Raw genomic sequence first — 25,388 nt, 5'->3', positions numbered from 1 at the left:
CGGCTCCCTACCGCGCCGCCGCGACGATCCCCTCCACCGCCCGGGCGATCTCGCCGGCGCGGGCGCCGAGCGAGCCGTCGAGCCGGCCGTAGAGCGCGAAAACCGCCGGCTGCACCACGCAGCCCAGCGCCATCGCTCCCGCCAGCGTCGCGCGCGCGGCGGGCACGCCCGCGCGGGCCAGCATCCGCTCCACCGCCGTCACCACATTCGCCTCCGGCGCCTCCGGCACATGAGCGAGATGGTCGTGCTGGTGGATCAGCAGATAGGCGAACAGCGCCGGCTCGGCGTCAAACAGAGCGCATGCGAGCTCGACCACCGCGGCGAGCTTTTCCGCCAGCGTCGCCTCGCGCGCGTCGATGGCGCAGATCTTCCCCGCCAGCGCCGCGTAGCGCGAGAGGAACAGCGCCCGCGCCAGCTCCTCCTTGGAGACGAAGTGCCGGTAGAGCGCGCCCTCGCTCACCCCCGCGCCCTGCGCGATGTCGCGCACCGAGGTGCCGTCGATCCCCTTCTGCGCGAACAGCCGCAGCGCCTCGGCCTCGATGCGCGCGCGCGTCGCCGTGCCGTCGCGTCCGCGCCGGGGAGCGGGCCGGCCCGCCGATCCGCCTTCCGCGATGCGTTCCGCCGGCAACCGTCGCGCGGGCGCGCTCATGCGCCCTCTCCCACCGGCGCCCTGCCGCGCGCGGCGATGACCTCCAGCGCCTTCACCCGCGCCTTGGTAAAGTCCACCTTGCCCGAGCCCAGTAGCGGCAGCTCGTCCATCGGCAGGATCTCGGCCGGGATCATCAGTTCGGTCACGCCGAGCTCGCGCCCATGTGCCTGCAGCGCAGCCCGGGTCAGGTCGGAGGCGGTGGTGAGCAGGATGACGCGCTCACCGCGCTTGGCGTCCGGGACCGCGACCGCGACATGCTCGGCATCGGGCCGCAGCGCCGCCACCATCGCGTCGACCGCCGCCAGCGAGATCATTTCGCCGGCTATCTTCGCGAAGCGCTTGGCGCGGCCGCGAATGGCGACGAAGCCCTCATCGTCCACCGCCACGATGTCGCCGGTGTCGTACCAGCCGCCCGCCGGCGGCTCGATCACGCCCGGCTTCTCGGCCCGCAGATAGCCGAGCATCACGTTCGGCCCGTGCACGTTGAGCCGCCCGCCCTCGTCGATGCCCGGCACCGGGTCGAGCCGGTAGTTGATGCCCGGCAGCAGCCGCCCGACGGTGCCGGCGCGGTTGAACATCGGCGTGTTCACCGCCAGCACCGGGGCGCATTCGGTCACGCCGTAGCCCTCGAGGATGCGGTGGCCGAACTTCTCCATCCACACCCGCCGCGTCTCCGCCTTCACCGGCTCGGCCCCGGCGACGACGAAGCGCAGCGAGCGGAAGTCATAAGGGTTGGCGGTGCGGGCATAGCCCATCAGGAAGGTGTCGGTGCCGACGATGGCGGTGGCGTTGGTGGCGTAGACCATCTCGGGAATGATCCGGTAGTGCAGCGGCGAGGGGTAGAGGAAGGTCTTCAGCCCCGAGACCATGGGCAGCACCAGCCCGCCGGTCAGCCCGAAGGAATGGAACACCGGCAGCACGTTGAACATGATGTCGGCGGGCGAGAAGTCGATCCGCGCCGCCACCTGCGCGACGTTGGTCAATATGTTGCGGTGGGAAAGCACCACGCCCTTCGGGCTTCCCTCCGAGCCGGAGGTGAACAGGATGAAGGCCGGCTCGTCCGGGCTCACGGGCTTCGGCGCCGGGGTCGGCAGCAGGCCGGCGAGCTTGTCGAAGCCGGTCACGCGCCCGCGCAGCTCCTCGCTGGTGAGGATGCGCACATGGCGGGCGAGCTCGGCCACCTCGCTCTCCAGCCGTGCCTTCTCGACGAAGGTGGTGGAGGTGATCACCAGCTTCACCTCGGCCGCCTTGCACGCGGCGACGAGGTTCACCGCCCCGGCGGTGTAGTTCAGCATCACCGGCACGCGGCCGTGGCGCGACAGGCCCATCAGCACCACCGCGATGCCGGCGGCATTGGGCAGCAGCACGCCCACGCGTTCGCCCGGGCCGGTCTCGGCGGCGAGCTTGTCGCCGAGGATCTTCGCCCCCATCAGCAGCTTGCGATAGGTCAGGCTGCTGCCGAGCGGGTCCTCCACCACGGTCCGCCCCTTGCCGAGCCGCACCGCCGTCTCCTCCACCGCCTGGTAGACGGTGATGCCGGTATGGCTGGTCTCGAACACGAGGTCGGACATGATGTCGTAGAGCGCCGCCCCGGCCGCGCGACGCCGCCGCCGGCCGATCAGCTCCGGGTCGATCTGGATCCGCTTCGGCGGCAGGATGGTGACGCGCACCTTGGGGAACAGGCGCTTGCGGGTCTGGTCGGTGGTCAGGCGCGAGAAATAGGTCTGCTCCAGCCCCTCGATCCGCACCGGGATCACCGGCGCCTCGGCCTTGTCGGCGATCAGCGCCGAACCGTCATAGATCTTCATGATCGAGCCGGTCACGGTGATCCGCCCCTCGGGGAAGATCACCAGCTGCTCGCCCTCACGCACCAGCCGGATCAGGTCGCGCGTCGCCATCGGCCGGGTCGGGTCGAGCGGGAAGGCGCGCACCAGCTTGAGGAACGGCCTGATCCACCAGCGCTTGGCGATGGTCGCGTCGACCGCGAAGATCGGGTCGTTGTCGAGCAGCGCCATGATCAGCGGCGCGTCGAGGAAGCTCACATGGTTGATCGCGATCACCGAATGCGGGCCGTAGGCGGACAGGTGCTCCTGCCCCTTCACCTCGACCCGGAACAGCACCTTGAACACCAGCCGGATCAGGTCGCGCATCACATGGCCGCGGAAGGCGCGCCCGACCATCACCGCCACGACGAGGCTGGCGAGGCCGATCAGCGCCACCAGCACCGGCGCAGAGAGGCCGGCGAACTGCAACGTGGCGATGAACACCGCGCCGGCCACCATGAAGGCGGCGTTGAGCACGTTGGTGCCGGCGATCACCCGCGCGCGCTGCTCCTCGCCCGCCTCGGCCTGCACATAGGCGAAGGTCGGCACCACGAAAGCACCTCCCGAGGCGGCGAGCCCGACCAGCGCCAGCGCGGTCTCGAGCCCGATCGGCGAGGTGAGGAAGGCGTACCAGCCGAGCTCCGGCACCGCCGGCTCATGGGCGCCGATCAGCGCCGCCAGGGCAAGGCAGAACCCGCCCATCGTCAGCCCCGCGAACGGCACCACCGCGAGCACGATCCGCCCCTCGGAGAGCTTGGCCGCCAGCGTCGAGCCGATGGCGACGCCGATGGTGAACAGCGCCAGGAACAGCGTCACCACGCTCTCCCCGCCGCCGATATCGTCCTTCACCAGCGTCGGCAGCAGGGCGAGCACCACCGCGCCGACCAGCCAGAACCAGGAGACGATCAGCGCCCCCTGCCAGGTCGCCTTGCGCCGGCGCAGCTCGCCGATCAGCGCCCGCGTGCCGCGCCAGACGTTGCGATCGATTACGAGGTCCGGCGCCGCCGCCAGCGTGGGCGGGATGTTGCGCGCGAAGATCCACGAGGCGATGGCGAAGGCAAAGGTGAAGCCGGCCACCGCCCAGTCGCCGGTATGGGTCATGGCGATGCCCCCGCCCACCGTGCCGGCGAGGATGGCGGCGAAGGTCGCGGTCTCCACCAGCGCGTTGCCGGCGACGAGCTCGTCCTTGGCGAGATGGTCCGGCAGGATGCCGTACTTCACCGGACCGAACAGCGCGCTGAGGCAGCCCATCAGGAACAGGCCGACCATCAGCACCGGCAGCGACTGCATGACGAAACCCGCGCTCGCCACCAGCACTACCCAGACCTCGACGAATTTCAGCCGCCGCGCGATCAGCGACTTGTCGTAGCGGTCGGCGAGTTGGCCGCCGAGGCTGGAGAGCAGGAAGAAGGGCAGGATGAAGATGCCGCCGGCCAGCGTGATCATGGCGCCGCCATTCTCGACCGCGAGCCCGTAGAGAATGAGCAGCGCCATGGCGTTCTTCACGAAATTGTCGTTGAACGCCGAGAAGAACTGGCACCAGAACAGCGGTGCGAAACGCCGCGCCGCCATCAGCCGCGTGAACATGGACCGTCCTCCCCCATCAGGCCGCCCTCGCGCCGCCCTTATGTATGTGAACGATCACTTACATAAAATGAGGAGGGGGTCAAGAAGAGGCGCGCGCAGCCCGTGGGTCCGCGTCCGACAAGCACTGATTTCCCGGCAACGGCAGGCTTCCAACCAAGGCCGACGGTCGTCGGCGCATGATCGGGGCACATCCGGCTCGGCGCAGGTTCATGACCGGCGGAGGGAATCCCGTTGCGGTTCTTCGGAAAGCTGAAGGGATGGAAAGGCAACGCCGGAGCCGCGCGATCGCCGACAAGGAAAGACGTCCGACTGCCGGCTTCGGCCGCCGGCAATGCTCTCCGGTGTCGTGCCGCCCCGGACCGGCGCCGCTACACCAACGCCCCGGCCAGCGCGGCGATGAGCAGCGCGCCGTCGTGCAGCGCGAGTTGCGCCCGCGAGGGCGTGCCGCGCTCGTGCAGCATCAGCGTGGCGGCGAGGGTGGCGAGCGACCAGCCCGCCCCGACCGCGAGGAACGCCGCGACGATGCCCGCCGCCTCCGGCAGCAGCCGCACCATCGCCGCCGCAGCGAGGCAGCCGGCGAGCGCGACCATCGCGAGCGGGGCGGCGCCGATCCGGCGTGCGATCCAGCCGCCCGCAAGCGCCGGCGCGTACATCGCCACCACGTGCCAGGCGACGAAGCCCGAGATCGCCGGGACGCCGATGCCGCAGCCGGCGAGCGAGAGCGGCGCCCCGGCCATGGCCGAGGTCATCGCCCCCCAGGCCAGCGCCCCGAGCGCGAGCGGCGCCGCCATCGCCCGCCAGCCGAGCGCGCGCGGCGCCCCGGCGGCCGGCGTCGCCGCGCGCATCGCCTCGACGGTGAGGTCGGCATGGGAGAAGCGCGCCTCGGGCAGGCTTACCGCGAAGGCGAGCGCGCCGAGCTGGGCGAGCGCGGCGAGCAGCAGCGTGCCCGCGAAGGTGTAGGGCGCGGCCAGCGCCTCCGCCCCGCCCGCCAGCAGCGGGCCGGCGAGACCCGCCAGCGCCCCCGCGCCAAGGAGCCGCGCCACCGCACCGGCCCGTCCCTGCGCGCCGGCACCGAAAGCGGCCGCGTGGCGATAGAACATGCCGAAGCCCTGCGCCGCGCCGAGCCAGGCGGCGCCGACCACCAGCAGCGGCAGCGCCGCCACCATCATCGCATAGGCGCACACCACGCCCCCGGCGACGCCGAGGCTGGCGCCGAGCGCGAAGCCCGCGCGCCGGCCGAACGTGTCCAGCAGGAAGCTCGCCGGCAGGCTCGCCACCGCCGCACCGGCGAGGAAGGCGGCGAGCGGCAGCGCGCCCAGCGGCACCGGACCGTAGCTCTGGCCCGCCGCCAGCATGGCGCCGGCAAGCGGCAGCACGCCGAGCGTCAGCGCCTGCGCCAGCACCACCAGCGCGAAGCCGCCCGCGAGCCGCCCCTCGCCGATCGGCCGGCGCAGCGCGCGCGGGGCGTCCTCCGGGCAGGCGCAGGCGAGCCGCCCGGCGCGCGCCTCGTAATCCTCGAACAACCCGTCCGCGCTCATCGCCGCCCGGCTCCATGGGGGCGCGCGTCGCGGGCATCGTCGTCGTGAAGATCGTCGTCGCTCAGCACCCGCACCGCGGCGCCGTCGAGATCGTCGTACTGGCCGGTGCGCAGCGACCACATGAAGGCGGCGAGGCCGAGCAGGCCGAGGCTCAGCGCCGCCGGCACCAGATAGAGCAGCACGGTCATCGTGCGTCCTCCCTCGTGCGGCCCGGGGTCACGGAGGCCGGCGCCTCGAAATCTGCCTCGAACACCGCCATCTCCCGCCCGCCCGCGCGCCGCGCGCGCAGCGCGTTCAGCGTCACCAGCAGCGACGAGCCGGACATGGCGAGCGCCGCCACCAGCGGCGTCACCGCGCCGGCGATCGCCAGCGGCACCGCAACCGCATTGTACATCACCGCGATGGCAAGGTTCTGCCGCATCAGCGCCCGCGCCTTGCCGGCGATGGCGAGCGCCGCCGCCACCGGCGCCAGCCTCTCGCCAAGGAACACCGCATCCGCCTGCGCGCGCGCCACGTCCGCCGCCGTGATCGGCGAGATCGAAACATGGGCGCTGGCGAGCGAGGGCGCGTCGTTGATGCCGTCGCCCACCATCAGCACGTTGCGCCCGCCGGCTTCCAGGCTCTCCAGCACCGCGATCTTCTCCGCCGGCCGGGCCCCGCCCCACCAGTCCTCGACATGGAGTGCGGCCGCCACCGGCGCCACCGCCTCGCGACGGTCGCCCGACAGGATGACGATGTGCCGCCCGGCGCGCCGCAGCGCCTCGACCACCGCGCCCGCATCGGGCCGCAGCGCCTGGCGGATCTCGATCAGCGCCCGCCTCTTCCCGAGGCTCACCGCCACGTGGGACGTGCCGGGCGCGCCCTTGGTGTCCGCTTCGTCGAATCCGCAGAAGGCCGGGCTGCCGAGCCGCGCGGTCTCGCCCCCGACCACGCCCTCGACGCCGAGCCCGGCGACCTCGCGCACCTCCTCGGCCGGCGCCGGATCTGGCGCGGCGGCCGCGATCGCCCGCGCCAGCGGATGGGTGCTGGCATGCGCGAGCCGCCCCGCCGCCGCCATCAGATCGGCCGGCACTGCGTCAGTGTTGGCGATCGCTGGCTCGGGCAGCGTCAGCGTGCCGGTCTTGTCGAAGGCGACCGCGTCCGCCTCGGCGAGCCGCTCCAGCGCGTCGCCCGAATTCAGCAGCACGCCGCGCCGCATCAGCGCCCCTGCCGCCACCACCTGCACGGCCGGCACCGCCAGCGCCAGCGCGCAGGGGCAGGTGATGATCAGCACCGCGACGGCGATCAGCGCCGCCTGATGCAGCGAGGCCCCGGCGATCAGCCACCCGGCGAGCGAGAGCGCGGCGGTGGCGTGCACCATCGGCGCGTAGAGCCGCGCCGCGCGGTCGGCGAGCCGCACATAGCGCCCGCGCGCCGTGGCGCCCCGGTCGAGCAGCCGCTCGATCTCCTGAAGGAAGGTGTCCTCGCCCACCGCCGTCGCGATCAGGCGCAGCGCGCCGTCCTGCACCAGCGCGCCGGCGTGCACGGTCTCGCCGGCGGCGAAGGTGCGCGGCAGCGTCTCGCCGGTGACGAGGCTCTCGTCGACCGCCCCGGTGCCGGAGAGCACCCGCCCGTCCACCGGCACCCGCTCGCCCGCGCGCACCACCACCTCGTCGCCCGGCTTGACCGCGGCGGCGGGGACGGTGACGAGGCTGCCGTCGGCGCCGATCCGGTTGGCGCTGGTGGCGCGAAGCGCGGCGAGATTGCCCGCCTCGGCGCGGGTCCGGCGCCGCATTGCCTGGTCGAGATAGCGCCCGGTCAGCAGGAAGAAGAGCAGCATCACCGCCGAATCGAAATAGGCGTCGCGGGCATGGTTGAGCGTCTCGAGCACGGAGACTCCGAGCGCCAGCATCACCCCGAGCGTGATCGGCACGTCCATGTTGAGCGAGCGCGCCTTCAGCGCCCGGAACGCGCTCTGGTAGAAGGGCTGGCCGGCGTAGGCCGCCGCCGGCAGCGCGATAAGCGCCGAGAGCCAGTGAAACAGGTCGCGCGTCTCCGGCGTGATGTCGGACAGGTTGCCCGACCACACCGAGACCGACAGCAGCATAATGTTCATCGCCGCGAAGCCGGCGACGGCGAGGCAGCGCAGCAGATGGCGCGAGGCGCCGCGCTCGCTTTCCTCCACCCGGTCGGCCTCGAACGGATAGGCGCGGTAGCCGCGCCCCGCCAGCGCCGCCATCACCCCGGCCGGTCCGGGCTCGGCGCCGGGTGCCCAGGCGACGGTGAGGCGATGGGTGGTGTAGTTCAGCCGCGCCTGCGCGACGCCCGGCTCGGCCTCGGCCGCGTCCTCGATCTCGTCGATGCAGGCGGCGCAGTCGATGCCCTCGATGGCGAAGGCCATCTCCACCAGACCGCCCGGCGCCTCGTGCAGGAACAGCGACAGGTCCTGCGCGCCCGGCTGTGCGCCGGCGTCCGGAATGGCCGCCCCGGCCCGCGCCGCGCGAGCCTCACGCGCGGCAGCCTCTCGCGCGACAACCTCGCGAGCGGGCATGCCGAAGCCCGGCGCCCGCATCTGCGCGCCCGTCGCCATGCCTATTTCACCAGGATGCGGTTGGCGGAGCGGAACTGGCGCTCGCCGTTCCGGCTCAGCTCGATCATCAGCTCCCACTGGCCGGGCGCGATGTGGTCGCTCGCCCGCCAGCGGCCGGGCCCGACCGGCTCGGGGGTGAGCTTCTCGTCATAGCGCCGGTCGGTCGGGTGGTGGAGGGTGAGCGCCAGCTCGGTGCCGACGATCGGCAGCCCCTGCGCATCCTTCGCGCTGACCTCGATCCGGCCGGTCTCGATATGCGCGTCGACGCTCCAGTGCCGCGCCGCCTGCGCGGCCGCGGCCTCGCTCTCCTGCCGGAACAGCAGGCCCGCCTGGTAGGAGCTCTCGGTCTCGACGCCACCGAAGGTGGTCAGCGCCTCGCGCACCAGGAAGAAATTGGCGACGAAGACGACGCCGAAGAAGCCGACGAACCAGACCAGCACCGTGCGGCCGGTGACCGGGCGGCCGGGATGCTCGTCGATCGGGCCGGTGACGGGCGAGGCCATGGCGTACTCCCTTGCAAGGCGGTTCGGACCGGAACCCTCCGGCGCCCGCGGTGGCGCGGCGCTCAGGGGCCCTTGAAGTGGTCGGGCGCCGAGCTGGTCTCGCCGCTGGCGACGTCGGTGATCTGGAAGCTCATCTCGAGCGAGGCGTTGGCCGGCAGCCGGGCCTCGGTCGAGACCAGCGCGCGCAGCTCGAAGGTCTGGTCGGGGCCGACCTCGACCACGGGCCGGCCGTCCTCCATCCCGGTGGTGCCGCCGGCGATCTCGAGCCGCGCCTGCGGCACGCCCGTCACCGAGATGGCGAAGCGGCGCGGCATGGACTGCTTGTTGACCAGCCGCAGCGTGTAGGCGTTGCGGATCGCCCCGTCGGAAAGCTGCACGAAGAGCGGGTTGCGGTCATGGATCACCGCGACCGATTCCGAGCCGCGCATCGCCAGAGTCGCCACCATGATGCCGCCGACGATCACGATCAGCGCCGCGTAGAGCACGGTGCGCGCGCGCAGGATCTTCGTCACCGGCGGCAGGCCCTTGATCCGCCGCTCGACGTTCATCTCGGTGTCGTAGGCGATCAGCCCGGTCGGACGGCCGACCTTCTTCATCACCGTGTCGCAGGCGTCGATGCACAGCCCGCACTGGACGCAGGAGAGCTGGCTGCCGAGACGGATGTCGACCCCGGTCGGGCAGGCGGCGACGCATTGCCGGCAGTCGATGCAGTCGCCCGCCGGCAGTCCCTCGAGCTTCAGCGCCTCGGTCTTCTTGAGCGAGCCGCGCGGCTCGCCGCGGTCGTAGCGATAGGTGACGTTGAGCGCGTATTCGTCGGTCAGCGCCGCCTGGATGCGCGGCCACGGGCACATATAGGTGCACACCTGCTCGCGCATGTGGCCGGCGAGCACATAGGTGGTGAAGGTGAGGATGGCGATCCACAGATAGGCGACCAGCGGCGCCTCGCCCTTCAGGAGCTGCATGGCGAGGGTCGGCGCGTCGGCGAAGTAGAGCACCCAGGCGCCGCCGGTCCACCACGCCACCATCAGCCAGAGCGCGTGCTTGGCGGCGGCCTCGAAGGCGCGCTGCGTGCGCGAGGCGTGCTTGAGCTTGTCGCGCCGCTGGCGCGGGTCGCCCTCCACCATGCGCTCGATCGCCTGGAACAGGTCGGTCCACACGGTCTGCGGGCACAGATAGCCGCACCACAGCCGCCCGGCGACCGCGTTCATCAGGAACAGCACCAGCGCCGCCAGGATCAGCAGGCCGGTGACGTAGTAGATCTCCTGCGGCCAGATCTCGATGAAGAAGAAGTAGAAGCGCCCGTTGGCGAGGTCGACCAGCACCGCCTGCGAGGGCGCGTTCGGCCCGCGGTCCCAGCGCACGAAGGGCAGCAGGTAATAGATGCCGAGCGTGATGACGAGCAGCGTCCACTTGATGCGGCGGAAGGTGCCGTGCACCGCGATCGGATAGATCTTGCGCCGCGCCTCGTAGAGCGGGCCCTCGATGTCGGTATCCATTTCCGCTTTCGTCGCCACGTTCATCTTGCCTGTCCCGGCCTTTCCTCGGCTCCTTTTAGGCGTTCGAGAATAGGCCGTTGATCCGGTCCATGCCGGGCGGGAAACTGCTTATGCGGCGGCACGCCGCTGAGGCGCCCCGCCGCAGCCGGACGCTGCGCGCAACTTCGCTTGAAGCCCTCGGAGGCAGGGCGCGGGAAGGGAGTGAGGGGGCTCGTCCGCCCCCCGGCCGGAGCCCCCTCACCGGCGCGCCGCGGCCCGCTCGCTCATGCGGGTGCGAAGGCCGCGGGCGCCTGATCCGGCGCCGGTTCGGGCCGCCCCTCCGCCGCCCGGCCTCGCCTGTCGGGCGCTTACTTTCCGCCGCCCAGCGCGTGGACATAGACCGTGAGCGCCTTGATGGTGCTCGGGTCGAGCCGGCCCGACCAGGCCGGCATGATGCCGCCGCGCCCGTTGGTGACGGTGGCGACGATCGTGTCGCGGTCGGACCCGTAGAGCCAGATGGCGTCGGTCAGGTTCGGCGCCCCGAGCTCGGGATTGCCCTTGGCTTCCGGCCCGTGGCAGGCGACGCAGTTGGCCTCGAACACCTGCTTGCCGGCCTCGAGGTCGGTTGCCCCCTCCGGCGTGTGGCCGGACAGCGAGAGCACGTAGTCGGCGACCGCGAACACCTGCGGCCGGGTCAGGATGCCGTCGCGCCCGAAGGCCGGCATGTCGCCCATGTGCCCGCCATCGTCGGTCGAGCGCGCCCCGTGCAGGATGGTGTTCTGGATCTGCTCCAGCGTGCCGCCCCACAGCCAGTCGTCGTCGTTGAGGTTGGGATAGCCCTTGGCGCCGCCGGCGCCCGCGCCGTGGCACGGCGCGCAATTGTCGCCGAACGCCGCCCGGCCCTGTGCGCGGGCGAAGGCGAGCAGCTCGGGGTTGGCCTCGATCTCTTCCAGCGAAGCCGCGTCCAGCTTGCCGGCGAAGGCGGCGCGCTGGGCGTGCAGCGCCGCGAGGTCCGCCTGGATCGCCTCGCGCGAGTTCCAGCCCAGCAGGCCGGAGGTGTAGCCCGAGACCAGCGGCCAGGCCGGATAGGCGAACCAGTAGACCACGGCCCAGGCGATGCAGGCATAGAACAGCCACAGCCACCAGCGCGGCAGCGGGTTGTTCAGCTCCCTGATGCCGTCCCATTCGTGGCCTGTGGTCGACACGCCGGTGACGGCGTCGACCTCGTGCTTGTGCGCGTCCTGTGCGTGTGCGTTCTGCGCATGAATGTCGGCCATGGTCTCAGTCCTCGCTCAGAGGCAGGCGGGCGGCTTCGTCGAACTCGCTCTTGCGCCGCGGGTTCAGCGCATAGGCGAGCACGCACAGGAAGATCGCGACGAAATAGACGAGGCCCCAGGTCTGGGCGAACTCGGCAAGGGCGCGGTAGGTCTCGTTCATGTCATGCCTCCTCAGCGCACATTGGCCTTGTCGTCATAGAGCTTGAAATCGACCATGGTGCCGAGCGCCTGCAGGTAGGCGATAAGCGCATCGGCCTCGGAAAGCAGGGCGGGATTGCCGTCGAAGTCGCGCTGCTGGGCGCCCGGATAGCGCTCGTCGAGGGCGTCGGCGTCGGCATTCGGGTCGGCCTGAGCGCGCAGGTCGGCGAGCGCGTTCTCCACCATCTCGGGCGAGTAGGGCACGCCGAGCTCGGCCTGGGTCGACAGGTCCTCGGCGATGTACTCGCCCTTCAGCCGGGTGCGCGCCAGGAACGGGTAGCCGGGCATGATCGAGCCCGGCACCACCGAGCGCGGATCGGCGAGGTGCTGGCGCTGCCACTCGTCGGAATACTTGTTGCCGACGCGGGCGAGGTCCGGCCCGGTGCGCTTGGAGCCCCACTGGAACGGGTGGTCGTACATGCTCTCGGCCGCCAGCGAGTAGTGGCCGTAGCGCTCCACCTCGTCGCGCAGCGGGCGGATCATCTGCGAGTGGCAGTTGTAGCAGCCCTCGCGCACATAGATGTTGCGCCCGGCGAGCTCGAGCGGCGTCCAGGGACGCACGCCCGAAACCTTCTCGATCGTGCTCTTGAGGTAGAACAGCGGCACGATCTCGACCAGGCCGCCGATGGCGACCACGATCAGGATGCCGATCACCAGCCAGATCGAGTTCTTCTCGAAGAAGGCGTGCTTGGCCCAGAGCGAGGTCGGGGTCTTCTTGGTTGCGGCTTCAGCCATGATGGGGATCCTCACTCGGCCGGCACGAGGGACGGCGCGCGCGCGCCTGTGTCGGCCTCGACCGCGTCGGGCTGGCGGATGGTCATGTAGAGGTTGAAGGCCATCAGCAGCGCGCCGAGCAGGAACAGCACCCCGCCCACCGCGCGGATGATGTAGAAGGGATGCATCGCCTCGACGGTCTCGATGAACGAGTATTCGAGGAAGCCGAGCGAGGTGTAGGCGCGCCACATCAGGCCCTGCAGGATGCCCGCCACCCACATCGCCGAGATGTAGAAGACGATGCCCAGCGTCGAGATCCAGAAGTGCCAGTTGACGAGGCGCAGGGAGTAGAGCTCGCGCTTGTTCCACAGCCACGGCACCAGGCAGTAGATGGCGCCGAAGGAGATGTAGGCGACCCAGCCCAGCGCGCCCGAATGCACATGGCCGATGGTCCAGTCGGTGTAGTGGCTGAGCGAGTTCACCGCCTTCACCGACATCATCGGCCCCTCGAAGGTCGACATGCCGTAGAAGGCGACCGAGACCACCATCATGCGGATCACCGGGTCGGTGCGCAGCTTGTCCCACGCGCCCGAAAGCGTCATCAGCCCGTTGATCATGCCGCCCCAGGAGGGCATCCACAGCATGATCGAGAAGGTCATGCCGAGCGTCTGCGCCCAGTCCGGCAGCGCGGTGTAGTGCAGGTGGTGCGGGCCAGCCCAGATGTAGAGGAAGATCAACGCCCAGAAGTGGATGATCGACAGCCGGTAGGAATAGACCGGCCGGTCGGCGCGCTTGGGGATGAAGTAGTACATGATGGCGAGGAAGCCGGCGGTCAGGAAGAAGCCGACCGCGTTATGGCCGTACCACCACTGCACCATGGCGTCCTGCACGCCCGACCACACGATGTAGGACTTGGGCGAGAACACCGAGACCGGAAGGCTCGCATTGTTGCCCAGGTGCAGCATGGCGATGGTGACGATGAAGGCGAGGTAGAACCAGTTCGCCACGTAGATGTGCGGCTCTCTGCGCCGCCACAGCGTGGCGAGGAACACCAGCAGGTAGGTCACCCACACCACCGTCAGCCACAGGTCGGCGTACCATTCCGGCTCGGCATATTCCTTCGACTGGGTGATGCCGAGCAGATAGCCGGTGCCGGCGATGACGATGAAGAAATTGTAGCCCAGCACCACGAACCACGGCGCCAGCTCGCCCGCCAGCCGCGCCCGCGAGGTGCGCTGCACGACATAGAACGAGGTGCCGATCAGCACGTTGCCGCCGAAGGCGAAGATCACCGCCGAGGTGTGCAGCGGCCGGAGCCGGCCGAAGGCGGTCCAGGGCAGGTCGAAATTGAGCCAGGGAAAGGCGAGCTGGAAGGCGATGATGACGCCGACCGTGAAGCCGGCAATGCCCCAGAACATCGCCGCCACGGTGGCGAACTTGACCGGCCCCATATTGTAGTTGGGCTTGCCGGCGATCTCGAGCGGGGACAGCGCGGCCGGCCGCTCCACATAGCGGTTGAGGATGACGAACACCGCCGCCACGCTCGCCAGCGCCGAGAGATAGGCGTGGAAGGCGTAGCCGGGATCCTGCGCCCGCGAGGCGACGGTGATGCACACCAGCGTCATCACCGCGAACACGAAGGCGAGGCCCCCTTCGCCGAATGTCAGCTTCTTGCGGCCGGATTGATCGACACCTGGCTCGGTGGCGCCCGACCCGCCGTTTTCCTGCCTCGTGGCGCTGCTCAGTTGCGTCATGCGACCCTCCACGCCCCCGATCTCCTTGGATCTGGAACGACTCCATTCAATCGGGTCGACCATTCGCCTTGCGGCACCCCGGCAGCCTTGATTCAGGTCAAGGCTACGGGTCTTCACGGAGGCGCGAGGTGGCGGCGGAACGACGCAGCGGAACGCCGATGGGGAACCCGTCCCTTCCCGCTTACCTCCCGCCGGCCGCGCCTCCCGCCCGCCGCGGGGGCACCCGCCCCCGCTCACCCGGCGGCACGCCTGCCCGGCAGCCCGCCGCTTTCGCCGCTAAGGCCCGTCCCGCGACCGGATGCGGCCTTGCGGCGGGTCGGCGATGGCGTCTAAGAGGACAGGGCGTCCGCAAGGACGCGACGTCTGGGAAAGCACGGCGGCCGGGGAATATCGGGGCGCCGTGTCGGGGCCGTTCGGGGGACAGACCACAGCATGATCCGCTTCCTGTTGCGCTTCGTCGGCATGTGGCTGCTGGCCGGCGGGTTCGTCGCCCTCGTGCTCGATGGCGTGCGCTCGATCGCCTCCTCGAGCCTGGTGATGACCCCGCTCGGCGTCACCTGGCTCGCCACCAGCGAGACCAGCCTCGCGCGCGCCGAGGATCTCGTCAGCTCCAACCTGCCCGGCGCGACGTGGGAGACGGTGATGGTGCCGCTGCTGCAGGCGCCGCTCTTCGCCGTGCTCGGCGTGCTCGGGCTCCTCCTGATCCTGATCGGGCGCCCGAAGCGCCGCTGACGCCCGGCGCGCCGGCGACCGGATCGCGCACGCGCGCACCCGCACCCGCCGCCCTTTCCCGGCGGCACGGCCACGCTTGCGCGATCGCACGGCGCCGCCCTCGCAAGCGCGGCCCGGAATGACTACATTAGGCAGCGGAAAACGAGGGACGAAGCCATGTTCTTCTTCAAGAAGAGTCTCGACCTGCCGACCCCCGACACCGCCCTGCCCGGGCGCCCGCGGCCGATCCCCACCTCGGTCCGCCATGTGGTCAACGGCCACGACCTCAAGGGCCCCTATCCCGAGGGCTACCAGACCGCGATCTTCGCGCTCGGCTGCTTCTGGGGCGCGGAGCGCAAGTTCTGGCAGACGCCCGGCGTCTGGGTCACCGCGGTCGGCTATATCAACGGCATCACGCCGAACCCGACCTATGAGGAGACCTGCACCGGCATGACCGGCCACGCCGAGGCGGTGCTGGTGGTCTACGATCCGGCGAAGGTGTCCTACGACGAACTGCTCAGGCTGTTCTGGGAGAGCCACGACCCGACCCAGGGCATGCGCCAGGGCAACGATGTCGGCACCACCTACCGCTCCGGCATCTATGTCACCTCGCCCGAGCAGCGCGCGGCGGCCGAGGCCAGCAAGGCGGCCTATGACGCGGCGCTGAAGGCGAAGGGTTTCCCGCCGATCACCACCGAGATCGTCGACGCCCCGACCTTCTATTTCGCCGAGGACTACCACCAGCAATATCTCGCCCGGAACCCGAACGGCTATTGCGGGCTGGGCGGCACCGGCGTCTCCTGCCCGATCGGCACCGGCGTGAACGCCTGAGACGTCATCCCCGGAAAGTACGAAGGGACGCGGCACCGCCGCGTCCCTTTCTTTTCAGCCCAACTCATTGGGGAGCGCGTCTGCGCCAGCTCAGCCGCCCTGCGCGATCGACGAGATCAGACCGCTGACGATGCCGATCATCAGGTACTCGTTATTGACGCGCACCCACTTGTAGCCGCGCGGCGGCGGGGCGAGGTGATAGCGCCGGTAGTCGGTCACGACGTTCTGACGGTAGCCGGCCGGCAGCCGCTTCCCCCGCGACCACTGCGAGTGATGGGGCTGCGCATGATGTGGCTTGGCCTGCACATGGTGCTGGGCGCGCCCGTTCGCCTGCGCGTGCGGCGGCGGCCCGTGCCGGGTGGGCGTGTTGTGCGGCTGCGCGTAGGGAGGCTTCTGGTGCCCCTGCGAGGACCCACCCTGCGCGAACGCCATGGGGGTGCCAAGCACAGACAGAAGAGAAGCGGCAATAACCAGTCGTTTCATGACGTATACTCCAAGCGCGATGTGTCGTTTCACACCATCTATGACAGGAACGATGCAGCTCACGACATGAACGCCCAATGAATACGTTCCTAAACAATTTGTAATGGAGCGATGACAACGCCAGGTATTGCGCAGGTACTCTCCAGTTGGGCGCCGATTAGCTGGATCTCCTTCGTGATGCAGGCCACACGCGGGGAGACAATCCGCAAGCGCCCGGCCGGTTCCCGCAAACATGGCAGTTGGCCAATGCGTTGCGCGTCCCGCATGGCGCCCGCTTCTGCGGCAGGTCGCCCGCCACGCTGGGGCAGGCAGCCCATAATTCACATTAAAATATCGTTTATTGACTGGAATAAACGCACCTTGTATGTGTTAAACGATCCCGCTCATTGCCGGCACCTGATGTCATGACTGAAGCCGACCGCTCGCCCGTCCCAACCAACCGCACCGCCCGGCCCGTGGCCGCGCGCATGTCGGCGCTTGCCCGGCTGCCGGTGTTCTTCGCCCTTCAGGGCCGGCGCGTGGTGCTGGCCGGGGGCTCGGAGGCGGCGAGCTGGAAGGCGGAGCTGCTGTCCGCCGCCGGGGCCGAGGTCGAGGTGTTGGCCCCCGCCCCCTGCGAGGATCTCCTGGCGCTCGCCGCCGCCCCGCCGGACGGACCGGTCCGCCTCGTCGCCCGCGACTGGACGCCGGCCGACCTCGACGGCGCCACCCTTGCCATCGGCGCGATGGACGAGGACGAGGAAGGCGCGCGCTTCGCCGCCGCCGCCCGCGCCGCCGGCGTGCCGGTCAACGTGGTCGACAAGCCGGCCTTCTGCGATTTCGCCTTCGGCGCCATCGTCAACCGCTCGCCGCTGGTGGTCGGCATCTCGACCGACGGCGCCGCCCCGGTGTTCGGCCAGGCGGTGCGGGCCAAGATCGAGGCGGTGATCCCGCAGGGCTTCCGCCACTGGGCCGAGGCGGCCCGGAACTGGCGCCCGCTGGTGAGCGCGCTCGGGCTCTCCCATCACGGCCGCCGCCGCTTCTGGGAGCGCTTCACCGCGCGCGCCCTGGAGGCGCCCGAGGCCGAGCCCGCCCCCGCGCTGCGCGATGACCTGCTCGCCCGTGCCGAGTTCGAGCGCGGCGCCGCCGGGCGCGGCTCGGTGGCGCTGGTCGGCGCCGGCCCGGGCGACCCGGAACTGCTCACCCTCAAGGCGGTGCGCGTGCTGCAGTCGGCCGACGTGGTGCTCTATGACGATCTCGTCGCCCCGGCGGTGCTCGACGTCGCCCGCCGCGAGGCGAGGAAGATGCTGGTCGGCAAGACCGGCTACAAGCCTTCCTGCAAGCAGGACGACATCAACGCGCTGATGGTCTCGCTGGCGACGCAGGGCAAGCGCGTGGTGCGCCTCAAGGGCGGCGACCCGATGGTGTTCGGCCGTGCCGGCGAGGAGATCGCCGCCGCCCGCGCCGCCGGCATCCCGGTCGAGGTGGTGCCCGGCATCAGCGCGGCGCAGGGCGCGGCCGGCCGTCTCGCCGTCTCGCTCACCCATCGCGACCATGCGCGCCGGCTGCAATTCGTCACCGCCCATGCCCGCGACGGCCGCCTGCCGCGCGACCTCGACTGGTCCGCGCTCACCGACCCGGCCGCGACAACGGTCGTCTACATGCCCCAGCGCACCTGGGCCGAACTCGCCACACAGGCCATCGCCGCCGGGCTAGATCCGGCGACGCCGGCGATCGCGGTGTTCTCGGCCACGCGGCCGGAGGAGCGCCAGGTTCCCGCCACCGTCGGCACGCTGGCGCCGGCGCTGGAGCGGGCGGTCGCGGAAGGCGCGGGCGGGCCGTGCCTCATCCTGTTCGGCCACGCCATCGGCGAGGCCGCCGCCTTCGCCGGCGAGCTGGAACGCGAGGCCCTCGCCGCGCTCGCCTGAACCGGCTTGTCCGGGCCTCAGTCGGCCGGGGCGAAGCCGATCCGCGCTTCCAGCTTCTCGTAAAGCGGGTTCTCGGCCGCGAACACATAGTCGAGCGGGCCGACCGAGACCGTCGCCGCCCCCTTCTCGCGCAGGAACACGGCGAGCGCGTGCAGCGTGTCGGGCGGGCAGTGCAGCGTCACCATCCCCGAGGAGGTCGGCGCCCCGAACGGCGCCACCGCCCCGAAGCGGCGCACCGCCTCCTGCACGATCGCGCTGTCACAGGCGGAAAAGCGCGTCTTCACCTCGCGCATGGTGGCCGCGCGCTTGGCTGCCGTCACCCGGTCGAGCAGCGCCCGCGCCGCCGCACGCGCCGCCGGGCTCCAGTCGGCGTGGAGCGAGGCGACGAGGTTCGCCTCCGAGCGCAGCATCACCCCGTCCTCGATCACCTTCAGCGCATTGGCCGCCAGCGTCGAGCCGGTGGTAGTGATGTCGATGATCAGCTCCGCCGTCCCCGCCGCCGGCGTGCCCTCGGTGGCGCCCAGGCTCTCGACGATGCGGTAGTCGACGATGCCGTGGCGCGCGAAGAAGGCGCGCGTCAGGTTCAGATATTTGGTCGCCACCCGCACCCGCCGCCCGCGGCTGGCGTGGAAATGGGTCGCCACGTCGTCGAGGTCGCGCATGGTGCGCACGTCGATCCAGGCCTGCGGCACCGCCACCACGACATTGGCGAAGCCGAAGCCGAGCCCTTCCACCAGCAGCACCTTGGCGTCGGCGTCGGCGATGGTCTCGCGCACCAGATCCTCGCCGGTGACGCCGAGATGCACCGCGCCCGAGGCGAGCTGGCTGGCGATCTCGGAGGCGGACAGATACGCCACCTCCACGCCTTCCACGCCCGACAGCGTGCCGCGATAGTCCCGCGCCCCGCGCGACTGGGTGAGGTTCATTCCCGCCCGCGCGAAGAACGCGCTCGCATTCTCCTGCAGCCGGCCCTTGGAGGGCACGGCGACGACGAGCGATGATGCCTGTGCGCTCATCTCCGCTCCCTCATATGCGCGCTTCGGCGGCGTCGAGCCGGCCGAGCCAGACCGCGAATCCCACCGCCGGCACCGGGTCCGGCGCGCCGAGCCGGGCGAGCAGCCCGTCATAGCGCCCGCCGGCCACCAGCGGCGCGCCCGCGCCGTTCTCGTGCAGCTCGAACACCATGCCGGAATAGTAGTCGAGCGGCCGGCCGAAGGCGGCGGCGAAGCGCAGCCGCTCCGGCGCCACGCCCTGCGCGGCGATGAAGTTGGTGCGGCTCTCGAACGAATCGAGCGCCGACGCGAGGTCGAGCCCCGCCTCGTCGGCGAGCGCGCGCAGCGCCCGCGCCGCCGTGTCCGGATCGCCCGCGATGGAGAGGTAGCGCTCGATCACCGCCACCTTCTCCGGCGCCAGCCCTTCCGCATCGCCCGGCGCCGCCTGTTCGAGGAAGCGCTCGGCGATCTCCGGCACGGTGCGTCCGCCCACGGTCGAGATGCCGGCGATGGAGAGCAGGTCCGTCACCAGCGCGTGCGCCGCCGCCGGGTCGGAGCCGGCGAAGGCGGAGAGCACGCCGGCATAGGCGCCCGCGCCGCTGCCGCCCGGTCGCGCCTTGAGCGCGGCGAGATCGGCACCGAGGTCGCCCGAGCGCGCAAAATCCTTGATCAGCCGCCGCCGCCAGCCCGGCGGCAGGTGCAGCGCGTCGAGCAGGGTGGCGAACAGCCCGGCATCGCCGAGCCGGATGGTGGGGTCGATCACCCCCCACAGCGCCGCCGTCTCCAGCCCCAGCGCCAGCAATTCGGCATCCGCCGCCTCGCGGTCGGCGCGGCCGAAGGATTCGACGCCCGCCTGCAGCAGCTCGCCATTGGCGACGTCGGAGCGGAACACGGGACCCAAATACGCGAAGTCGCGCGGCTGGGCGGCGCCGTCGGCGATGTATTGCCGGCACACCGGCAGCGTCAGGTCCGGCCTGAGGCACAGTTCGCGCCCGTCCGGGTCGGTGGTGATGAACATGGTGCGCCGCATCTCCTCGCCCGACAGGTCGAGGAAGGCATCGGCGGGCTGCAGCACCGGCGGCTCGACGCGCGCGAAGCCGGCCCGCGCATAGAGCGCGAGCAGTTCCTCGGCGTGGTTCGTCGCGGAGAGCATGGAACGGGGTCTCGGCTCGTGGTTCGTGGATCTCGGACGTGGGTCTCGAACGCGGCGCCGGGATCGGTCCCGGCCTGACGGATCTTCGGGCCTGACGGCGCGGTATGTCCGTCGGGCAGCGCGCTTCTAGCAAAGGGGGGCGGCGGGGTCCATGCGCACGGCCGCCCGCCGGCAACCCCTGCGCAGCGATCGGCCCCGCGCGGCGGCCTCAGCCCAGCGCCTCGCCGTGCGGGACGCCGTGATGGTCCAGCACCTCGATCACCTTCGCGACCAGCTCGTCCTCGGCGCAGGCGAACTGCGCCGGCCGGCTCTCGCGCCATTCGGCATTGTCGGTGATGGCGGCGGCGGCCTTGGCGCCCTCGATCAGGTCCTTGATCTGAACCTGTCCCGCCGCGCGCTCCTCCGAACCCTGGATGACGACGCAGGGGCTGTTGCGCCGGTCGGCATATTTGAACTGGTTGCCGAGGTTCTTCGGGTTGCCGAGATACATCTCGGCCCGGATGCCGGCCTTCCGGAGCCTGGCGACGAGGCCCATGTAGTGGGCGACCTCGTCGCGATCCATCACCACCACCACGACCGGGCCGTACTCCGGCGCGGCCTCTGCGCCCTTCAGGTAGGACAGGGCCGAGGCAAGGCGCGAGACGCCGATGGAAAAGCCGGTCGCCGGCACGGGTTCCGAGCGGAAGCGCCCGACCAGCCCGTCATAACGCCCGCCCCCGCCGACCGAGCCGAACCGCACCGGGCGGCCCTTCTCGTCCTTCACCTCGAAGGTCAGCTCGGCCTCGAAGACCGGGCCGGTGTAATATTCGAGGCCGCGAACGACTGAGGGGTCGATGCGGATGCGATCCGGCCCGTAACCGGCGGCTTCTGTCAGCCGAGCGATCTCCGCCAGCTCTTGAATGGCCTCGGCACATTGAGGAAAGCTGGTGGTCTTTCTCGCAAGTTCAGCGACCGTATCTTTGTTGGATACGCGAAAATTCCCGGTTTCGAGATCAACCTCAGCACCGAAGATGAGCCGATCAACGTCAGTCCAAGCTTCTACGTCAAACCTAGTTCTGTCGTCCGTCGAACGACTATCCTCCGCTCCGCTAAATCCGGGATGGTCCAGGCCGGGGCCACTAATCAGGACACCCAAAAGCGGGCCGAACTGCTCAACCGACAGTCCCGCGCCCTTGGTGAAGTCGCCGCTCTTGGCCTCGGGGTTCTCCCACCTGCCATCTCCGAGGAGATCCCGCACGCCCTTGATGCCAACCTTGTCCAATTTGTCGATCGCACGCAGCACAGTGAGTCGACGGCCAGCATTTTCTTCGCCACCAATCCCCATGCCATCGAGCAGTCCATCGAGAAGTTTGCGGTTGTTGACCTTGATCACATAGTCGCCGCGCTTGATGCCCAGCGCTTCCAGCGTGTCCGCCGCCATCATGCAGATCTCGGCGTCCGCCGCGACGGTCGGCGCGCCCACCGTGTCGGCGTCGAACTGCATGAACTGGCGGAAGCGGCCCGGTCCCGGCTTCTCGTTGCGGAACACCCAGCCCGCCCGGTAGGAGCGGAACGGCTTGGCCAGCCGGTCGAAATTCTCCGCCACGTGGCGGGCGAGCGGGGCGGTCAGGTCGTAGCGCAGCGAGAGCCACTGCTCGTCGTCGTCCTGGAACGAGAACACGCCCTCGTTCGGCCGGTCCTGGTCGGGCAGGAACTTGCCGAGCGCGTCGGTGTACTCGACGAACGGCGTCTCCAGCGCCTCGAAGCCGTAGAGCTCGTAGACCTTGCGGATGGTCTCCAGCATGGCCCGCGTGCCGGCGAGCTCGGCCTGGCCGCGATCGGCGAAGCCGCGCGGCGTGCGGGCCTTCAGTCGGCTGGTCTTGTCCTTGGCCATGATGGGCGTCGTTCCTGCGGGGTCGTTCGTGGAAAGGTCTCGGTCGGCGCGGGTTTAGTTGATGGCTCGCCAACCAGCAACCATCGGCCGCCTCGCGGGCCCGTCGAACCGGCCGCGCGTCAGTCGAACAGCTCGGCCACCGCCTCCTCGGCGATGGCGAAGCCGGTGGAGGCGCCGGTGCCGCTCGTCACCACGACGAGGCGGATCGCCGGGTCCGGCCGGTCGATGAAGGCGAGCCGGTCCGGCGCGGAGGCGTAGGTGCCGGTCCAGCGCTCCACCACCCGCTCCGGCCCGGCCCCGAACAGCGCCGCATATTCGTCGAGGATCAGCTCGTCGACACGGGCCGGCGCGAACGGGTCGGGCGTCGGCGCATAGTGATGGCTGTCGCCGATGACGAGCGAGCCGTCGGCCGACTGCACCACGATCAGGTGCACCCCGTTGGCGAGGTGCTCGCCTTGTTCGGCCGCGAGCCGCCGCTTCAGCGGCTCGGCCTCGGGGAACTCGGCATAGCCGAGATAGCGCGCCAGCGAGAGGTCGGTCATCACCGCTCCGGGCAGCCGCCCCAGCCGCGGGTCCGCGACCCTCAGCATGTGCAGCTTGCAGCGGGTGAGGCCGTAGGGCTTGAAGCGCTCGCCGAGCAGGCTGTGGAAGTCGTCGCCCGGCGCCACCACGAGGCGCGCGGCATGCACCGGCCCGCCCGAAGTGTCGATCCGCCCCGGCTCGATCCCCGTCACCGCGGTCTCGCGGCGGAAGTCGACGCCCTCGCTCTCCAGCCAGGCGGCGAGCTTCGGGATCGCCTCGCGCGATTCGACCCGCAGGTCGCGCGGGCTCCACATCCCGCCCGTCACTCTGCCCTCCAGCGCCGGCAGGCGGGCGCGGGCCTCAGCGGGTGAAAGCCGCGCGCAGCCCTCCCCCATCTCGCTCGCGAGAAAGGCGTCGAGCACCGGCAGCGCCTCCGGCCGGCGCACCGCGACGAGCAACCCGCGATGGACGATGTCGATGCCCGCCTTCGGCGCCACCTCGGCCCAGATATCGCGCGTGCGCATGGCCCGGCGCCAGCACTCGCCGCGCTGCTGGCCGGTCACGGTGACGAAGCCGAAATTGCGCACCGAGGCGCCGTTGGCGCGCGCGTCGCGGTCGACCACCACCACGCGCAGCCCGCGTCGCAGCGCCGCCAGCGCGTGGCCGAGGCCGACGACGCCCGCGCCGACGATGGCAAGATCGAAGCGTTCCGACATGGGTGATCCGATGACGCGTGCGGGAAGTGGGAGAGCGGAAGGCGGGGGCCGGTAGGCTCAGTCCGCCGCGGCGGAGGATTTGGGGATCGGCAGGCCGGCATCGGCGAGGTCGTTCGCCACCCGGAGCGCCACGGACGGATCGGGGAAGAAGCGCTCGATCATCAGCCTGGGCTCGGTGCGCCAGGCGGGCGCGATCTCCACCAGCTTGCGCAGGTCCGACTGCGCCGCCTCGCGCTCGCCGGCCATGTTGCTGGCCAGCGCCCGCGCCAGCAGCCCGGGCGCGTAGCCGTCGCCCATGAGCTGGTCGGCGGCGGAGGCCGCGCCCGGCGCGTCGCCGCGCAGATAGGCCGCGATCACCCGGTAGAAGTCGACCCAGGGCGGCATGCCCGGCGCGGCCTGGGTCGCGCTGGCGAGCATCTTCTCGCCGCGCTCGACCTCGCCGAACGCGATCAGCCGCCCAGCGAAATCCGCCAGCACGTCCATGTCGTAGGGGTTGAGCGCCAGCGAGGTCTGGCCGGAGGCGATCGCCGCCGAGCGTTCGCCGCGGAAGAAGTGCACATCCATCAGCACGCGCTGGGCGAAGGCGCTGGTCGGCTCCAGCTCGACCGCCTGCTCGGCGGCGGCCAGCGCGCGGTCCAGTACCGGCTGGTCGGAGCGCGGCTCGACCCCGGTACGGATCTCGTCGAGGTCGAGCTCGGCCAGCAGCGCATAGCCGAGCGCGAAGGTGCTGTCGGCGGCGACGGAACGCTCGAGGCACTGCCGCGCCCGGCGATGCTCGGCCGGCAGGTAGCTGCGCCAGTAGGAATAGGCGTCGAGCACGCAGCCATAGGGGCCCGCCTTGTCCGGCCCGCCGGAGGCGGTGACCCGCGCCCGCGCCCGGGCCTGGATCACGCCATAGGGCTCGGCGATGGCGGCCATGATGTCGCGCACCAGCGCCACCTCGGTCGCCGAAGGGTCCCCGCCCGGCTTCAGGCTGTCGAACTCGCGCGACCACACGATGGTCCCGTCGCACAGGTCCGAGAGCCGCAGCAGCACCGACATGCTGCCGTCCTCGTGATTCTCCACCAGCCCGCCGAGCGCGAAGGCCGAATAGGGCGAGACGCCCGCGCTGCCGCAGCTCACCACCGGGTGCACCTCGGGGCTGGCGAGCACGTCGAGCATGTCGAAGCGCGCCAGCGCGTCGCGCACCCGCACCTCGATCGCCCGCGCGGTGAACTCGCCGCTGGTGACGACCCCGGCGCTGCGGGTGATCTCGCTCGGCGGCAGCGGCGCGCCGCCGGTGGAATCGAACGGGCGCACCTCAACCATCGGCATGCCCAGCCGGTTGGCGCGCTCGATCGGGCGCAGGGCGATGCTCGACACCAGCGCACGCCAGGCGACCGGCTCCACGGTCTCGATCGCGATGCCCGCCAGCACCACCGCCACCAGCAGCACCAGCGCGCCGGCGACGAAGCCGCGCAGGCTCCAGCGGCGTCCGGCGTCGGCGGGGACCAGCACCACCGGGTCGCCCTCGTCCGGACCGGCCGGCTGGGTCGCGGGCTCGGCCGTGCCGGGTACGGGCACGCCGACCCCGGCATCGCTCGGCCGGCGCGGCGTGAACTGCGGCACGTAGCTGCCGCGCGGCACCACGATCTCGATCTCGTCATTGGCGCCGGCGCCGGCATAGTAGCGCTCCAGCGCCCGACGCAGGCGCGTCGCCTCCACCCGCACGATCGGGTCGGCCTGCGGATCGAAGGAGGCGTCGCGCCCCAGCGCCTCGACCGCGATCGTGTAGCCCTTGATCGCGTCGCGGCGCCCTTCCAGCGTCGCCTCCACCACGAAGCGCAGGATGTTGGAGAGCTGCGGCGAGGAGCTGAGTTCCTCGGAGTCCAGCACGCTGGCGAGGGCACGCCGAACCTGCTCGGGCGGCACAGCATCCGCCGCCGCGTCGGTCGAAACCGGCACGTCGTCCGACGGTTCGGTGTTCGTGCTGTCGAGCACTCGGCGGTCCTCTCGCGGCGGCCGACGGAATGCGCTTCCGCGAACGGCCTGTCAAAAAACCTAACGCTAGGTGACTCTAGCACGGCTTGCGGCGAGTTGATGGCCGCACGCGCCCTTCGAGGTCAAGCCGCCCGTG

General features: G+C 70.9%; 20 protein-coding genes and 1 pseudogene. 3 read left to right on the top strand and 18 right to left on the bottom strand.

Going from position 1 to position 25,388, the window contains the following annotated elements:
* Positions 1–7: 7 nt before the first annotated feature.
* From NVS83_RS11665 to ccoN, 11 genes are all read right to left on the bottom strand, one after another.
* A complete protein-coding gene (locus NVS83_RS11665; protein ID WP_258739456.1) occupies positions 8–649 on the bottom strand; it encodes a TetR/AcrR family transcriptional regulator in 642 nt (213 codons plus the stop codon).
* Positions 646–4,059, bottom strand: coding sequence for an acyl-[ACP]--phospholipid O-acyltransferase (locus NVS83_RS11660; RefSeq protein ID WP_258739455.1), 3,414 nt, complete (start codon positions 4,057–4,059; stop codon positions 646–648). The genes NVS83_RS11665 and NVS83_RS11660 overlap by 4 nt, the downstream gene beginning before the upstream one ends.
* Positions 4,060–4,427: 368 nt before the next feature.
* Positions 4,428–5,597, bottom strand: a complete 1,170-nt coding sequence (locus NVS83_RS11655) for a hypothetical protein (protein WP_258739454.1) — start codon at positions 5,595–5,597, stop codon at positions 4,428–4,430.
* Positions 5,594–5,785 carry a cbb3-type cytochrome oxidase assembly protein CcoS gene (gene ccoS, locus NVS83_RS11650; RefSeq protein WP_258739453.1) on the bottom strand — a complete coding sequence of 64 codons (192 nt, stop codon included), beginning with the start codon at positions 5,783–5,785 and terminating at the stop codon, positions 5,594–5,596. Before ccoS ends, NVS83_RS11655 begins: the two co-directional genes overlap by 4 nt.
* Positions 5,782–8,127, bottom strand: coding sequence for a heavy metal translocating P-type ATPase (locus tag NVS83_RS11645; RefSeq protein ID WP_374115055.1), 2,346 nt, complete (start codon positions 8,125–8,127; stop codon positions 5,782–5,784). The genes ccoS and NVS83_RS11645 overlap by 4 nt, the downstream gene beginning before the upstream one ends.
* 41 nt (positions 8,128–8,168) lie before the next feature.
* The gene (locus NVS83_RS11640) at positions 8,169–8,669 is read right to left on the bottom strand and encodes a FixH family protein (protein ID WP_258739451.1); all 501 of its coding nucleotides are present in this window, start codon (positions 8,667–8,669) and stop codon (positions 8,169–8,171) included.
* Between the two features lie 62 nt (positions 8,670–8,731).
* Entirely contained in the window at positions 8,732–10,189 is a 1,458-nt protein-coding gene (gene ccoG, locus NVS83_RS11635; RefSeq protein WP_258739450.1) for a cytochrome c oxidase accessory protein CcoG, read from the bottom strand.
* A 323-nt stretch (positions 10,190–10,512) separates the two neighbouring features.
* Positions 10,513–11,421, bottom strand: a complete 909-nt coding sequence (ccoP, locus tag NVS83_RS11630; protein WP_258739449.1) for a cytochrome-c oxidase, cbb3-type subunit III — start codon at positions 11,419–11,421, stop codon at positions 10,513–10,515.
* 4 nt (positions 11,422–11,425) lie between these two features.
* The gene (locus NVS83_RS11625; protein WP_258739448.1) at positions 11,426–11,581 is read right to left on the bottom strand and encodes a cbb3-type cytochrome c oxidase subunit 3; all 156 of its coding nucleotides are present in this window, start codon (positions 11,579–11,581) and stop codon (positions 11,426–11,428) included.
* Between the two features lie 11 nt (positions 11,582–11,592).
* A complete protein-coding gene (gene ccoO / locus NVS83_RS11620) occupies positions 11,593–12,354 on the bottom strand; it encodes a cytochrome-c oxidase, cbb3-type subunit II (protein WP_258739447.1) in 762 nt (253 codons plus the stop codon).
* 11 nt (positions 12,355–12,365) lie between these two features.
* The gene (gene ccoN / locus NVS83_RS11615; protein ID WP_258739754.1) at positions 12,366–13,958 is read right to left on the bottom strand and encodes a cytochrome-c oxidase, cbb3-type subunit I; all 1,593 of its coding nucleotides are present in this window, start codon (positions 13,956–13,958) and stop codon (positions 12,366–12,368) included.
* Between the two features lie 561 nt (positions 13,959–14,519).
* Between ccoN and NVS83_RS11610 the strand changes: the two genes are divergently transcribed.
* Positions 14,520–14,819 (top strand): hypothetical protein, encoded by a 300-nt coding sequence (locus tag NVS83_RS11610; RefSeq protein WP_258739446.1) that lies wholly within the window; start codon positions 14,520–14,522, stop codon positions 14,817–14,819.
* Between the two features lie 156 nt (positions 14,820–14,975).
* The gene (gene msrA / locus NVS83_RS11605) at positions 14,976–15,629 is read left to right on the top strand and encodes a peptide-methionine (S)-S-oxide reductase MsrA (protein ID WP_258739445.1); all 654 of its coding nucleotides are present in this window, start codon (positions 14,976–14,978) and stop codon (positions 15,627–15,629) included.
* A 90-nt stretch (positions 15,630–15,719) separates the two neighbouring features.
* On the opposite strand, the gene NVS83_RS11600 is transcribed toward msrA, so the two are convergent.
* Positions 15,720–16,112 carry an RcnB family protein gene (locus NVS83_RS11600; RefSeq protein WP_258739444.1) on the bottom strand — a complete coding sequence of 131 codons (393 nt, stop codon included), beginning with the start codon at positions 16,110–16,112 and terminating at the stop codon, positions 15,720–15,722.
* 404 nt (positions 16,113–16,516) lie between these two features.
* On the opposite strand from NVS83_RS11600, the gene cysG reads away from it, so the two are divergent.
* Positions 16,517–18,016, top strand: coding sequence for a siroheme synthase CysG (gene cysG, locus NVS83_RS11595; protein WP_374115044.1), 1,500 nt, complete (start codon positions 16,517–16,519; stop codon positions 18,014–18,016).
* A 17-nt stretch (positions 18,017–18,033) separates the two neighbouring features.
* Here cysG and hisG read toward each other — a convergent pair whose 3' ends face one another.
* The 6 genes and pseudogenes from hisG to NVS83_RS11570 form a co-directional block, all read right to left on the bottom strand.
* Entirely contained in the window at positions 18,034–19,032 is a 999-nt protein-coding gene (gene hisG / locus NVS83_RS11590) for an ATP phosphoribosyltransferase (RefSeq protein WP_258739443.1), read from the bottom strand.
* 10 nt (positions 19,033–19,042) lie between these two features.
* On the bottom strand, positions 19,043–20,161 hold the full coding sequence (locus NVS83_RS11585) for an ATP phosphoribosyltransferase regulatory subunit (RefSeq protein WP_258739441.1): 1,119 nt from the start codon (positions 20,159–20,161) through the stop codon (positions 19,043–19,045).
* A 208-nt stretch (positions 20,162–20,369) separates the two neighbouring features.
* Positions 20,370–21,296, bottom strand: a complete 927-nt coding sequence (locus tag NVS83_RS23550; RefSeq protein ID WP_374115054.1) for an ATP phosphoribosyltransferase regulatory subunit — start codon at positions 21,294–21,296, stop codon at positions 20,370–20,372.
* A gap of 20 nt (positions 21,297–21,316) precedes the next feature.
* Positions 21,317–22,034 (bottom strand): annotated as a pseudogene (locus NVS83_RS23545) (ATP phosphoribosyltransferase regulatory subunit); the annotation flags it as partial.
* 119 nt (positions 22,035–22,153) lie between these two features.
* Positions 22,154–23,272 (bottom strand): TIGR03364 family FAD-dependent oxidoreductase, encoded by a 1,119-nt coding sequence (locus NVS83_RS11575; protein WP_258739439.1) that lies wholly within the window; start codon positions 23,270–23,272, stop codon positions 22,154–22,156.
* A gap of 57 nt (positions 23,273–23,329) precedes the next feature.
* Positions 23,330–25,252 (bottom strand): tetratricopeptide repeat protein, encoded by a 1,923-nt coding sequence (locus NVS83_RS11570; RefSeq protein WP_258739438.1) that lies wholly within the window; start codon positions 25,250–25,252, stop codon positions 23,330–23,332.
* Positions 25,253–25,388 lie beyond the last annotated feature (136 nt).

The organism is Ancylobacter mangrovi, assembly GCF_024752335.1.
Classification (GTDB): domain Bacteria; phylum Pseudomonadota; class Alphaproteobacteria; order Rhizobiales; family Xanthobacteraceae; genus Ancylobacter; species Ancylobacter mangrovi.
This window is presented reverse-complemented; position numbering and strand designations above follow the sequence as displayed.

Coding starts and splice junctions, on each gene's coding strand:
- NVS83_RS11665 (WP_258739456.1), bottom strand. CDS start 649: ATGAGCGCGCCCGCGCGACGGTTGCCGGCGGAACGCATCGCGGAAGGC.
- NVS83_RS11660 (WP_258739455.1), bottom strand. CDS start 4,059: ATGTTCACGCGGCTGATGGCGGCGCGGCGTTTCGCACCGCTGTTCTGG.
- NVS83_RS11655 (WP_258739454.1), bottom strand. CDS start 5,597: ATGAGCGCGGACGGGTTGTTCGAGGATTACGAGGCGCGCGCCGGGCGG.
- ccoS (WP_258739453.1), bottom strand. CDS start 5,785: ATGACCGTGCTGCTCTATCTGGTGCCGGCGGCGCTGAGCCTCGGCCTG.
- NVS83_RS11645 (WP_374115055.1), bottom strand. CDS start 8,127: ATGCCCGCTCGCGAGGTTGTCGCGCGAGAGGCTGCCGCGCGTGAGGCT.
- NVS83_RS11640 (WP_258739451.1), bottom strand. CDS start 8,669: ATGGCCTCGCCCGTCACCGGCCCGATCGACGAGCATCCCGGCCGCCCG.
- ccoG (WP_258739450.1), bottom strand. CDS start 10,189: ATGAACGTGGCGACGAAAGCGGAAATGGATACCGACATCGAGGGCCCG.
- ccoP (WP_258739449.1), bottom strand. CDS start 11,421: ATGGCCGACATTCATGCGCAGAACGCACACGCACAGGACGCGCACAAG.
- NVS83_RS11625 (WP_258739448.1), bottom strand. CDS start 11,581: ATGAACGAGACCTACCGCGCCCTTGCCGAGTTCGCCCAGACCTGGGGC.
- ccoO (WP_258739447.1), bottom strand. CDS start 12,354: ATGGCTGAAGCCGCAACCAAGAAGACCCCGACCTCGCTCTGGGCCAAG.
- ccoN (WP_258739754.1), bottom strand. CDS start 13,958: ATGACGCTGGTGTGCATCACCGTCGCCTCGCGGGCGCAGGATCCCGGC.
- NVS83_RS11610 (WP_258739446.1), top strand. CDS start 14,520: ATGATCCGCTTCCTGTTGCGCTTCGTCGGCATGTGGCTGCTGGCCGGC.
- msrA (WP_258739445.1), top strand. CDS start 14,976: ATGTTCTTCTTCAAGAAGAGTCTCGACCTGCCGACCCCCGACACCGCC.
- NVS83_RS11600 (WP_258739444.1), bottom strand. CDS start 16,112: ATGAAACGACTGGTTATTGCCGCTTCTCTTCTGTCTGTGCTTGGCACC.
- cysG (WP_374115044.1), top strand. CDS start 16,517: ATGACTGAAGCCGACCGCTCGCCCGTCCCAACCAACCGCACCGCCCGG.
- hisG (WP_258739443.1), bottom strand. CDS start 19,032: ATGAGCGCACAGGCATCATCGCTCGTCGTCGCCGTGCCCTCCAAGGGC.
- NVS83_RS11585 (WP_258739441.1), bottom strand. CDS start 20,161: ATGCTCTCCGCGACGAACCACGCCGAGGAACTGCTCGCGCTCTATGCG.
- NVS83_RS11575 (WP_258739439.1), bottom strand. CDS start 23,272: ATGTCGGAACGCTTCGATCTTGCCATCGTCGGCGCGGGCGTCGTCGGC.